Origin of the sequence: Actinobacillus suis ATCC 33415, from assembly GCF_000739435.1 — a bacterium.
Taxonomy (GTDB): Bacteria; Pseudomonadota; Gammaproteobacteria; order Enterobacterales; family Pasteurellaceae; genus Actinobacillus; species Actinobacillus suis.
Genome location: NZ_CP009159.1, coordinates 2,162,325 through 2,174,870 on the forward strand (window position 1 = coordinate 2,162,325; position 12,546 = coordinate 2,174,870).

The window sequence follows — 12,546 nt, forward strand, 5'->3', positions numbered from 1 at the left end:
ATCTTACCGACATAAATTGGAGTATTTACGAAACAAGCAAGCGGTCGAATTTCGCAAAAAATTTGCAAAATTTGACCGCTTGTAATGAAAAGCTATAAACCTATCGCATAGCGCAATGCTTTTTTCTTGATAGGTGTGATTTTTTCCGCCAGTACCAAGCCTAAATTTCGGGCGACTTTTACTGGCAATAACTCGGTTTTGAATGCCTTATAAAAAACATCCATACCGGTTTGCATCAATAAATTATCGGGTTTACGTTTATGTTCATAACGTTTAAGCACCACTTCATTTGCAAAGTTTTCGCCTTTTTTGACCGCTTGTTCAATCACTTCTAATAATACTTGCACATCTTTAAAACCGAGATTAACCCCTTGTCCGGCAAGCGGATTAATAGTGTGCGCCGCATCGCCAATCAATACCACGCCGTTTTTGACATAATGTTGAGCGTGTTGGCGAGTCAGCGGAAAACTGGCGGCATTGACTACTTCCACTTTGCCTAAACGAGCAGGGAAATGTTGCTGAATTTCAGCAGTGAGTTTTTCTGAAGACAGTTGTTTTAGTTGGGTAATACGTTGCGGTGCGTCATACCACACGATACAACCGTTGTGATCTGATAGAGGTAAAAATGCACGAGGGCCGCTCGGGAAGAATTGTTGCCATGTGACCGATTGTTGCGGTAATTCGGTTTTCACCGTGGCAAGTAAACAATGTTGGCGATATTGCCAGCTGGTTAGCCCAATACTCGCCCAGCTACGCACTTGTGAGTTTGCGCCGTCCGCCGCAATCAGTAGTGGAGCGGTAAATGTTTGCTCATCAACGGTTACCGTCCATAATTGTTCATGATAATTTGCAGAAATTTGCGAAAATCCGACCGCTTGTCGGCAGTTTGGATACTGGTTTAAGGCTTGCCATAAACCGAGCTGAATCGCATTATTTTCCACCATAAAGCCGAGCTTATCCAAGCCGATTTCCGCTGCATGAAAGGCAGTATTAAATCCTTCGATTTCCCAAGTTTCCAAACCGTCATACGGGCAAACTCGCATTTGGCTGATTGCCTGCCAAGCGCCCAGTTCTTCAAGCAGTTTGACCGAGGTAATACTAATAGCGGAAATACGCAAATCATAAGCGGCATTCGTATCAAATGAGGGAAGCGGTTTTTTTTCGATTAATGCGATATTTAACCCCTGCTTCGCTAAGCCGAGCGCCGCCGCTGCCCCGACCATACCGCCACCGATAATGATAATATCCTGTGTTTTCATTTTGCCCCCCATTTGCTGAATATTGATGCTCTATTATAACGTTTTAATCACCGGAACTAACTCAATATTTAGTGCTTTTAGGATTTTTAGCTTGGATTTAATAGAGAGGAAATTTATTTTTGCGATCCTGATCGAGAAAAGTGATTTTGTTGCTGTGACATAGAACATTTATCTTTTACCCTCCTAACAATTTTTAGGAGGGAAGATGTCTTTAGCCATTGTTTATAGCCGTGCATCGATTGGTGTAGAAGCACCGTTGGTAACGATTGAAGTACATTTGAGTAACGGAAAACCGGGGCTAACGATTGTCGGCTTACCGGAAACCACGGTAAAAGAGGCGGGCGATCGGGTGCGTAGTGCATTAATGAATGCCAACTTTATGTATCCTCCGCAACGGATCACGATTAACCTCGCACCGGCGGATCTACCTAAAGAAGGTGGGCGTTTTGATCTACCGATTGCGATTGGGATCTTAGCCGCTTCAGGTCAGATGGATTCGGATCGCTTAAAACAGTTTGAGTTTTTAGGAGAATTGGCTTTAACCGGTACATTACGAGGCGTTCACGGCGTGATTCCGGCGGTAATTTCCGCCGAAAAAGCCAAACGACAGATGATTATTGCCCGCCCGAATGTGAATGAGGCGTCGTTAGTGTCGAATGCCGAAACCTATTTTGCCAGTTCCTTATTACAGGTGGTCAATTTTATGAATAAGCGGGATAGCCTGCCGATTGCTCAGCAGATTCCGCAAAAAACACAAGAAATTCAACCGCTTGTAAAACGTGATTTAACCGATATTATCGGGCAACAGCATGCTAAACGAGCGTTGATGATTGCGGCTGCCGGACAACATAATTTACTTTTCCTTGGCCCTCCCGGTACCGGTAAAACAATGCTCGCCAGCCGTTTAGCGGATCTGTTGCCGGCAATGAGTGATGATGAAGCGATTGAAACCGCTTCGGTCACCAGTTTGGTACAAAACGAATTGAATTTTCACAACTGGAAAGAGCGCCCGTTTCGAGCACCACATCACAGTGCATCTATGGTGGCGTTGGTGGGTGGCGGTTCTATTCCTAAACCGGGTGAAATCAGTTTGGCGCACAATGGTGTTCTTTTTTTAGACGAATTGCCTGAGTTTGAACGCAAAGTGCTGGACGCATTACGTCAGCCGTTGGAAGCCGGTGAGATTATTATTTCTAGAGCGAATGCTAAGGTACAATTCCCCGCCAGTTTTCAATTAATTGCAGCAATGAATCCCAGTCCAACAGGACATTATCAAGGCACGCACAATCGTACTTCTCCGCAACAAGTGATGCGTTATTTAAATCGTTTATCCGGCCCGTTTTTAGACCGTTTCGATCTCTCGATTGAAGTCCCTTTATTACCAAAAGGCGCATTACAAAGTAGTGATAACCGGGGGGAAACCACCGAGCAAGTACGCAAGCGGGTATTTTTGGCAAGAGAATTACAAATGGCGAGAGCCGGCAAAATTAATGCCAAATTAACCACCAAAGAAATCGAACGTGATTGTCGCCTTGCAGAAAAAGACGCGCTATTTCTAGAAAATGCACTGACAAAATTAGGACTTTCAGTGCGTGCTTATCATCGGATTTTAAAAGTTTCCCGCACAATTGCCGATTTAGCTAACGAACCGAATATTCAACAAATCCATCTTGCCGAAGCACTAGGCTATAGGGCAATGGATCGGCTTTTACAGAGGTTGCAAGGTGAAAATTAGCTTCGTGTTTTAGTTACATTAATTGAGCTAAGAGGTTTTCCACAAATACTTGCGGTTGTTCGAAATGAGCGTTATGTCCCGCCTGTGAAATCACTCGGTAAGTGAGTTGGTTTTGCTCTGCCATATTTCGAAATTTTTGATCGTACTCGCCGATAAAAAATGTGATTGGTGGCGTGGTGGCTTGTTGTAAGTGTTGGGCGTAAGAAGGCTGTTTTGCCAAGCTAGTTGCTTCAAGCATCGTGGCGATGGCTAAGCTGCTGTTGTTTTGTCTTTTTTTGATTAAATTTGACCGCTTGTTTTGGTCTAAATTGGCAAAAACGGCTTGTTGGTACCAATCATTTAATACTTCCACCATCGGCTCGTGGCGGAAACGTTCTGCCCATTGATGATCGTTTTGCCAACGTGCTTGGCGTTCCGTATCAGTCACTAAGCCGATATTCGCCCCTTCAAGAATCGTATGTTTTAGCTGAGGATTATTGGCATTAAGTGCATAGTCCAACGCTAAACGCCCACCTAACGAATAGCCGACCAAATAAAAAGGCTGATTACCGATATAATGCAAAATAGTTTGATGAATGAGTTCTCTGGCGTGAGTAAAGCCGTGGCAGGCGATATGTTCGCTTGCGCCGTGTAAGGGGAGATCAATGGTAAGCGGTCGAATTTTTGGAAAATTTTGCAAGCGGTCTAACACCGCTTGCCAATCTTGTTGTGAACCGAGTAAACCGTGTAGAAAAACCACCGGAATACCCGTTTCACTATGCCATGTTGCGTGGAGCATTAGGCAATTTCCGCTTGTGAGATTTGTTTGATTAATGACTTATAAAGGTTGCTACCGTCTTGATCATTCACTTTAATTTCAACGATAGTCACGCCTTTACGTCCGTAAGCGAGTTTCAATTTGGCTTTCAGATCTGCCCAAGTGAACGGGCGGATATACTCAATGCCAAACATGGTTGCAATTGATGCAAATTCATAGTTGTGTGATAAGCGGTAGAATTGTTCTTTCGCTCTTGCTTCTACCGGTAACATATCGAAAATCGCACCGCCGCTATTGTTAATCACAAACAAAATGCAAGGGTGATTAATTTTGTTAAGTAAGGCGATAGAGTTCAAATCGTGTAATGCGGAAATATCTCCAAGCACACCGACAGTCGGCTGACCGCTACCTTTTGCTACACCCGCCATGGTTGCGATTAAACCGTCAATACCGCTTGCGCCACGGTTGGTATAAACCGGATAACCTTCCGGTAATTTGCATAGCGCATCGACTAAGCGCACGAAGAGACTGTTACCGATAAATAAATTACCGTTAGTTGCCAATACTTCTTCGATATGATGTGCTAATGAAGCTTCGTTTAGGCTGCCACCGACTTGTTGCTCAATAAAACCGGCACAGAATTGTGAAAGTGCCAGCGGTTCTAATAACCACGGTTTTTGGCGAAGCGGCGGATGTACGCGTAAAAAGTGGTGCGCTTTTGCTACAAAGCGGGTTTGATGATGCGCAAACGGATTGAGGTAATTGCTGTATTCATCCACTTGCCAAAACTCGCCTTTAAATTCTTCAAGGAATTTATTCACTCTTTTACTCACGATTTGGCTACCGAATTGAATCACGATATCCGCTTGTAACAAGCGCTGGTGAACCGTATTGTTCGACAACCAAATATCTGCATACGGTAAGCTTGCATCTACGCAAGATTGTACATCGGTAAGTAAGCACCAGCCGAGCGTTTCTGCCCAAGCTTTAATGCCGATGCCTTGCTCAACCGGTAATTTACCGACCACAATTACACCACGTTTGGTACGCCAGTAATCCCAATTCTCGTGCATTGACACTTCGCTTTGAATCGTTTGGCTGTTAATCCATTTCGTTTGTGAATTGATTAACCAACTTTGAATCGGTTTTAACCACGGGTGTGTGCTAATTGCATTTTCGTCCGCTTCATATAACGGCTCGGCAAACGGCGCATTGATATGTACCACACCACCTTGTTGGCTTTGCGTGACACAGGCTTGCTCGATAGTTGCGACTAACCAGCTTGCGTTATAGTGCTCCGCCGGTTTCGGTAAATTAACGCTCGCAACCGGATAATTAGCAAAAATCCCTTGTTGTGGAATCGCTTGATTTGCACCGCAGCCGATTAATTCCGGTGGGCGATCAGCAGACAGTACGATCAATTTATGATGAGTAAGACTGGCTTCGATAACTGCCGGATAAAGATTTGCGACAGCAGTACCTGAAGTCACAATAATCGCTACCGGATCATTGGTCGCTTTGGCAATACCTAAAGCAAAAAAGCCTAATCCACGCTCATCAAAATGGCTATGGCATTGCGCTTGTTGGTCTTGTTGCAACTGAAGCGCTTCGAGTGTTAAAGGTGTTGAACGTGAACCCGGTGCGATACAGAAGTGTTTCACGCCATAACGTAATAAGGCATTCACAATTACTTTTGCCCAAGAGCGGTTAAAGGTGCTGACTGTCATATCTCTTCTCTGTTCTTAATAACTGGTTGAATTTTCACTAAATAGCAAGATTGTAGCAAAATCTGTAAAAAATAGGTGGAAAATTACCGCTTATATATACATTTTATTCCTTTAATTTCATTGTTTTTTGATGTTTTTCCAAGAATTAATGAGATGTAGTTCACATATTTCTATTTTACTAAATGAAAATTACTCCATTATGGATATAATAAATGGTGTATTTATTCATAAAGTTTATGAGGTTTGGAGAAATGTTGTCAGATGAGGATATTGTTCGGCGTTATCTCGCAAAAAATACGGAGTTTAAACGTATTGCGGACATCAGTTTGCTTGGTCATTCTTTATTTGATATGTGGAGTGATTGGCAACATGAACTGACGCTTAATGGTTTGTCGGTGGCAAATTTAGGCATTTCCGGTGTGAGTACCCGCCAATACTTGGATGTGATTGCGAAACCGCAACGCATTACTTCATTAGGGCAAAAGGTTTTTCTCTTCTTAGGCGTGAATGATATTGTGAAAGAGCCTGACTATTCTCCTACCCAAGTCATGTATTGGTTATTGCAAATTATTCAGCAAATTCAACCGCTTGCAATGCCAAATACCCGTTATTTCTTGCTGGAAGCCACGCCTGTTCGTCATATTCATACGGTCACGAACCGCCAAATTCAGCAGCTTAATGCCTATCTCAGCGAACATTGTCCGGCAAATCTTACTTTTATTAAAACCTTTGACGCATTTGCGGATTCAGAGGGAAACCTTAATGCGGCATTCACAACGGACGGTTTGCACTTCAATTTACAGGGCTATGCGATCTTACGCCGCTTATTAGAAGCTTATGTGTAATGTGTGTTGGAAAGCATAACAGACTCAAGGAGTTTATATGTCAAAGTTATCTCGTACGGAAATATTAAATACGATTCGAAACGGTTTAATCGCCTCGTGTCAGCCGGTTGATGACGGCCCGATGGATAGGCCGGGCATTGTCGCCGCAATGGCGCAAGCTTCGATTATCGGGGGAGCGGTAGGGTTACGTATTGAAGGGGTAGATAATTTAAAGGCAACGCGTCCGACTGTGACAGCGCCGATCATTGCGATTGTAAAACGTGATTTACCGGATAGCCCGATACGCATTACGCCGTTTTTACAAGATATTGAAGATTTAGCGGCAGCCGGTGCAGATATTATTGCGGTGGACGGTACGGATCGGGTGCGACCGGTCACGATTGAAGCGGCGTTGAAACGGATTCACGAGCTAGGCTGTTTGGCAATGGCGGACTGTTCGACCTTGGCAGAAGGGCTATATTGCCAACAACTCGGTTTTGATATTGTCGGTAGCACAATGTCGGGTTATACCGGCGGGGAAGTACCGAATGAACCAGATTATCAGTTAGTTAAAGACTTAAAAGCGGCAGGTTGTTTTGTGATGGCGGAAGGGCGTTATAACTCCCCGCAACTGGCAAAAACCGCGATTGAAATCGGTGCAGATTGCGTCACGGTCGGTTCGGCGTTAACTCGTTTAGAACATATTGTCGGCTGGTTTGCCGATGCAATCAAAACGGTGAAAGCTTAGGAGGCGTTTATGCGTTGTTTAGCATTAGATATTGGCGGTACTAAGATTGCTTCAGCGTTAGTCGAAAACGGCGTGATTTCCCAACGCCGACAAATCAGTACGCCACAACAAGATGCGGTGGAAGCGATGCACCATACTTTGGCGAACATTTTGCAACAGTACCAAGGACAGTTTGATGCAGTTTCAGTAGCTTCGACCGGTATTATCAATAACGGCGTTTTAACCGCATTAAACCCGAAGAATTTAGGCGGGTTGGCTTTCTTTCCGTTGCAAGAAAGTATTGCACGTCATACTGACAAACCGATTTTCTTACTCAATGACGTGCAAGCGGCGGCTTGTGCCGAATATCAACATCAAGATAAACAAGCGGTCGAAAATTTCGTATTTATTACCGTTTCAACCGGGGTTGGCGGCGGCATTATCCAAAACGGCAAATTGCTAACCCAACCGAATGGCGTAGCAGGGCATATCGGGCATACTTTAGCGGATCCTAACGGGCCAATCTGTGGCTGTGGTCGCCGAGGGTGTGTGGAAGCGATTGCTTCCGGGCGAGCTATCGAAGCGGTTTCAAGCCAATGGGCGCAACCTTGTACACCGAAACAAGTGTTTGAGCAATTCCGAGCGGGCAAAGTACAAGCGGTCGAATTAGTCGAAAAATCTGCAAAAGCCATTGCCAATTTAGTGGCGGATTTAACCATCGGTTTAGATACGCAAAAGGTCGTGATCGGTGGCAGTGTCGGCTTGGCAGAAGGCTATTTACCGCTTGTACGACAATATTTAGTCGAAATGCCGCATTTCTATCATTGTGAATTGGAAGCAGCGAAATATGGCGGCGATGCCGGTTTAATCGGTGCGGCAGCATGGGCGGAACAACATTTTTAATTGAATTGATAAGGAACATAATATGAAAAATTTAACCGGTATTTTTAGTGCATTGCTCGTGGCATTCAACGAGGACGGCTCAATTAATGAAAAAGGCTTACGCCAGATCATTCGTCATAATATCGACGAAATGAAAGTGGACGGTTTATATGTCGGCGGTTCAACCGGCGAAAACTTTATGCTTTCCACCGCAGAGAAAAAAGAAATTTTCCGTATCGCAAAAGACGAAGCGAAAGATCAAATTGCGCTGATTGCTCAAGTAGGTAGCGTGAATTTACAAGAAGCGGTCGAATTAGGGAAATATGCAACCGAATTAGGCTATGACAGTTTATCGGCGGTGACACCGTTCTATTACAAATTCAGCTTTGCCGAAATTAAACATTATTACGACACCATTATTGCAGAAACCGGCAACAATATGATCGTCTATTCGATTCCATTCTTAACTGGTGTGAATATCGGTGTAGAGCAGTTCGGCGAATTGTATAAAAATCCGAAAATTTTAGGGGTGAAATTTACCGCGGGCGATTTTTATTTATTAGAACGCTTGAAAAAAGCCTATCCGAACCATTTAATTTGGGCGGGTTTTGATGAAATGATGTTACCGGCGGTAGCACTAGGTGTGGACGGCGCAATCGGTTCGACCTTCAACGTGAACGCCCCGCGCGCTCGTCAAATTTTTGAATTGACCAAACAAGGTAAATTGGCGGAAGCGTTAGCGGTACAACACGTTACCAATGATTTGATTGAAGGCATTTTAGCGAACGGTTTATATCTCACCATTAAAGAATTACTTAAATTACAAGGTGTAGAAGCCGGTTATTGCCGTGAGCCGATGACCGCCAAAGCAACCGATAAACAACTTGAAGTGGCAAAAGCGCTTTATGCAAAATTTTTATAAAATTTGACCGCTTGTCATATATATAACAACAATAATTAGGAAATATTATGCGTCTTATCCCATTACAAACCAGTGAGCAAGTAAGCCTTTGGGCTGCTCGTCATATTGTTGAACGAATCAATCAATTTCAACCGACGGCTGATCGTCCTTTTGTGTTAGGTTTACCGACCGGCGGTACGCCGCTACAAACCTATCAGGAATTGATTCGTTTATACCAAGCCGGCGAAGTGAGCTTTCAGCATGTGGTTACGTTTAATATGGACGAATATGTAGGCTTACCTAAGGAACACCCGCAGAGTTACCATACCTTTATGCACCGTAACTTCTTTGATCACATCGATATCCAGCCGCAAAATATCAATATTTTGAACGGCAATACCGAGGATCATGATGAGGAATGTCGCCGTTATGAAGAGAAAATTCAGTCGTACGGCAAAATTCACCTGTTTATGGGCGGCGTCGGTGTGGACGGTCATATCGCCTTTAACGAACCGGCTTCTTCTTTGCGTTCACGTACTCGGATTAAAACTCTTACTGAAGATACTTTGATTGCGAATTCCCGCTTTTTTGATAATGATGTCACTAAAGTACCGAAATATGCGTTAACCATCGGTGTGGCGACATTACTTGATGCGGAAGAAGTGATGTTACTGATTACCGGCCACAATAAAGCGTTGGCATTACAGGCTTGTGTTGAAGGTGCGGTAAATCATATGTGGACGGTCAGTGCTTTGCAACTGCATGAACGAGGGATTGTGGTGTGTGACGAACCGGCAACCCAAGAACTCAAAGTTAAAACCGTGAAATATTTCACCCAATTAGAAGCCAATGCAATTCAAAGCGTGTTGTAAGTTTTAAGGTCTGTTACACTATTAACAGACCTTTTCCTTTGGAGAACAAGAATGAAATATGCTTTCACCAACAGTGTAATTTATACCGCTAAAGATGTGTTATATGGGCACGCAGTTATTATTGAAGATGACAAAATTCAAGCGATTGTACGCGAAGAACAATTAGCGGACGATATCCAACGTATTGATTTAAAAGGACATAATCTCACCGCCGGTTTTATTGATTTACAGCTAAACGGTTGTGGCGGCGTAATGGTAAACAGTGAACCGACAGTTAACACTTTTGAAATTATGCAGCAAACCAATTTACGTTCCGGCACGACAAGTTATTTGCCGACCTTTATTACTGCGCCTGATGAGGGAATGAAACAAGTAGTCGCGGCGATGCGTGATTATTTGCAGAAATATCAAAATCAAGCGCTCGGTTTACATTTGGAAGGCCCTTATCTCAGCCTTGAGAAAAAAGGCGTACATCGTGCCGAATATGTGCGTGAAATCAGCCCCGAAATGCAGCAGTTTTTATGTGATAACGCTGATGTGATCACCAAAATTACCTTAGCGGCGGAAAACCCGACCGCAAAAGCAATTCCTGAGTTTGTGAAAAGCGGTATTATTGTGTCGGTTGGGCATTCGAACGCCACTTATGAAGTGGCAAAACAAGCGTTTGCTAACGGTGCAACCTTTGCTACCCATTTACACAATGCGATGTCGCCGATCAGTTCCGGACGTGCAATGGGCGTTGTCGGTGCTGTGTTAGACAGCGATGAGGTTTATACCGGTATTATCGTGGACGGTTTACATGTAGAATTCGGTAATGTCAAAATCGCCAAACGAGCTAAAGGTGACAAGCTTTGTATCGTCACCGATGCTACCGCAGCGGCAGGTTCGGATATCGAACAATTTGATTTTGTCGGTACCACGGTGTATGTGCGTGACGGTAAATGCTATGACGCTAACGGCACTTTAGGCGGTGCATCAATTACGATGATCGAATCGGTTAAAAATGCGGTGCAAGAAGTAGGGATTCCGTTAGATGAAACGCTGAGAATGTGTAATTACTATCCGGCGAAAGCGATTGGTGTTGATGATCGTTTAGGTTCGATTGAAGTGGGTAAAATTGCGAATCTGACCGTTTTTACCAACCGTTTCGAAGTGATTGGTTGTGCAGTCAACGGTGAATGGAACGCTTTTAGCTAAGAATTGAATAAGCATTGAATGGAACAAGCGGTTAAATTTCGAGAAAGTTTTGCAAAAAAACATTGAAATTTAACCGCTTGTTTTATGGATTAGAGTGCTGCAAACGCTTTGTCAGCCGCTGCTAATGTCGCTTGAATATCTTCATCGCTATGTGCAAGAGACATAAAGCCTGCTTCAAATGCGCTTGGGGCAAGATACACGCCTTGTTCCAACATTAAATGGAAGAAACGGTTGAATTTCGCCGCATCGCATTTCATCACATCTTGGAAATTATTGATTTCCGCTTGTTCGGTAAAGAATAAACCGAACATACCGCCGACATATTGTACGGTTAACGGTACGTTATGTTTATCCGCTAATGCTTTAAAACCTTCCGCCAATGTTTTAGTTTGTGCAGCAAGTTTCTCTTCGTTGCCCGCTTTGGATAGTTCGGTTAAACAAGCTAAACCGGCTGCCATCGCAATCGGGTTGCCTGAAAGCGTACCCGCCTGATATACCGGCCCTGTCGGTGCAATGTATTCCATAATTTCTTTTTTACCGCCAAATGCACCAACCGGCATACCGCCACCGATAATTTTACCGAGTGTAGTTAAATCCGGTTTAACATCGTAATAGGCTTGCGCACCGCCTAATGCGACACGGAAACCGGTCATTACTTCATCGATAATAAACACCGCACCGTATTGATCACATAAAGCACGTAAACCTTTTAAGAAATCATTTTTCGGCGGAATACAGTTCATATTGCCGGCAACAGGCTCGACGATTAAACATGCAATTTCATTCGGATATTGTTCGAAAGCGGTTTTTACCGAATCTAAATCGTTGTAAGTACAAGTGAGCGTGTGCTTCGCAAAATCAGCAGGTACACCCGGACCACTTGGCTGACCTAAGGTTAACGCACCGGAACCGGCTTTTACTAATAGCGAATCGGAATGTCCGTGGTAACAGCCTTCAAATTTGATAATTTTATCACGGCCGGTATAACCGCGCGCTAAACGAATCGCCGACATGGTTGCTTCGGTACCTGAGCTGACCATACGGACTAATTCGATAGAAGGGACTAATTTGGTAACCAATTCAGCGAGAGTGATTTCGCTTTCGGTCGGCGCACCGAAACTTAAACCGTTCGGTACCGCTTTCAGTACCGCATCAATAATTGCCGGGTGATTATGACCTAATACCATTGGTCCCCAAGAACCGACATAATCAATATATTGCTTACCGTCCGAATCGGTAATATACGCACCTTCCGCTTTTTGGATAAATACCGGTGTTCCGCCTACACCTTTAAATGCACGCACCGGTGAATTTACACCACCGGGGATAACTTTCTGAGCTTTTTCAAACAGTTGTTCTGATTTAGACATAAATGATTCCTTAAATTGAAATTCTGAATAGCGTTGATCGACAAGGTTCTGCTTTACAAAAAATAGTTTAAAAATAACCGCTATGAGTTCCCTTCTGAACTGCCTGAGCGTGTTGAAATTTGTAGGAACATTTTTCTTGAGCGAAGCGAATCTAAAATGTTCCGTTAAACAAATTACAACTAAGTGAAGATAAGCAGTGAAGTAGGATCGCCTTTCTTTTGGTTACTTTTCTTTGGCGAAGCAAAGAAAAGTAATGGAGAGAATATGTAACTGATTTTCTAAGGTTATGATTAAA

The 12,546-nt window shown here is 43.7% G+C and carries 11 protein-coding genes; 7 read left to right on the forward strand and 4 right to left on the reverse strand.

Annotated elements, in window-relative coordinates; translation table 11 throughout:
• Positions 1-92: 92 nt before the first annotated feature.
• Positions 93-1,259 (reverse strand): FAD-dependent oxidoreductase, encoded by a 1,167-nt coding sequence (locus ASU1_RS10040; RefSeq protein WP_039195545.1) that lies wholly within the window; start codon positions 1,257-1,259, stop codon positions 93-95.
• A 205-nt stretch (positions 1,260-1,464) separates the two neighbouring features.
• Between ASU1_RS10040 and ASU1_RS10045 the strand changes: the two genes are divergently transcribed.
• Positions 1,465-2,994 carry a YifB family Mg chelatase-like AAA ATPase gene (locus ASU1_RS10045; RefSeq protein ID WP_015674260.1) on the forward strand — a complete coding sequence of 510 codons (1,530 nt, stop codon included), beginning with the start codon at positions 1,465-1,467 and terminating at the stop codon, positions 2,992-2,994.
• A gap of 13 nt (positions 2,995-3,007) precedes the next feature.
• On the opposite strand, the gene menH is transcribed toward ASU1_RS10045, so the two are convergent.
• Together menH and menD are read right to left on the reverse strand one after the other, a co-directional pair.
• Positions 3,008-3,772 (reverse strand): 2-succinyl-6-hydroxy-2,4-cyclohexadiene-1-carboxylate synthase, encoded by a 765-nt coding sequence (menH, locus tag ASU1_RS10050; RefSeq protein WP_015674261.1) that lies wholly within the window; start codon positions 3,770-3,772, stop codon positions 3,008-3,010.
• A complete protein-coding gene (gene menD, locus ASU1_RS10055; protein WP_015674262.1) occupies positions 3,772-5,478 on the reverse strand; it encodes a 2-succinyl-5-enolpyruvyl-6-hydroxy-3-cyclohexene-1-carboxylic-acid synthase in 1,707 nt (568 codons plus the stop codon). The genes menH and menD overlap by 1 nt, the downstream gene beginning before the upstream one ends.
• 251 nt (positions 5,479-5,729) lie before the next feature.
• On the opposite strand from menD, the gene ASU1_RS10060 reads away from it, so the two are divergent.
• From ASU1_RS10060 to nagA, 6 genes are read left to right on the forward strand one after another with little or no spacing between them, the layout of a single operon-like run.
• Positions 5,730-6,323, forward strand: a complete 594-nt coding sequence (locus ASU1_RS10060; protein ID WP_015674263.1) for an SGNH/GDSL hydrolase family protein — start codon at positions 5,730-5,732, stop codon at positions 6,321-6,323.
• Between the two features lie 37 nt (positions 6,324-6,360).
• The gene (locus ASU1_RS10065) at positions 6,361-7,050 is read left to right on the forward strand and encodes an N-acetylmannosamine-6-phosphate 2-epimerase (RefSeq protein ID WP_015674264.1); all 690 of its coding nucleotides are present in this window, start codon (positions 6,361-6,363) and stop codon (positions 7,048-7,050) included.
• A 9-nt stretch (positions 7,051-7,059) separates the two neighbouring features.
• Positions 7,060-7,932, forward strand: coding sequence for an N-acetylmannosamine kinase (locus tag ASU1_RS10070; RefSeq protein WP_015674265.1), 873 nt, complete (start codon positions 7,060-7,062; stop codon positions 7,930-7,932).
• A gap of 22 nt (positions 7,933-7,954) precedes the next feature.
• Positions 7,955-8,833 (forward strand): N-acetylneuraminate lyase, encoded by an 879-nt coding sequence (gene nanA, locus ASU1_RS10075; RefSeq protein ID WP_015674266.1) that lies wholly within the window; start codon positions 7,955-7,957, stop codon positions 8,831-8,833.
• A gap of 47 nt (positions 8,834-8,880) precedes the next feature.
• Entirely contained in the window at positions 8,881-9,684 is an 804-nt protein-coding gene (gene nagB / locus ASU1_RS10080) for a glucosamine-6-phosphate deaminase (RefSeq protein WP_015674267.1), read from the forward strand.
• Positions 9,685-9,735: 51 nt separating this feature from the next.
• Complete coding sequence (gene nagA, locus ASU1_RS10085) at positions 9,736-10,881, forward strand: N-acetylglucosamine-6-phosphate deacetylase (RefSeq protein WP_015674268.1); 1,146 nt, start codon at positions 9,736-9,738, stop codon at positions 10,879-10,881.
• An 89-nt stretch (positions 10,882-10,970) separates the two neighbouring features.
• Here nagA and hemL read toward each other — a convergent pair whose 3' ends face one another.
• Positions 10,971-12,251 carry a glutamate-1-semialdehyde 2,1-aminomutase gene (hemL, locus tag ASU1_RS10090; RefSeq protein ID WP_015674269.1) on the reverse strand — a complete coding sequence of 427 codons (1,281 nt, stop codon included), beginning with the start codon at positions 12,249-12,251 and terminating at the stop codon, positions 10,971-10,973.
• Positions 12,252-12,546: the final 295 nt, after the last annotated feature.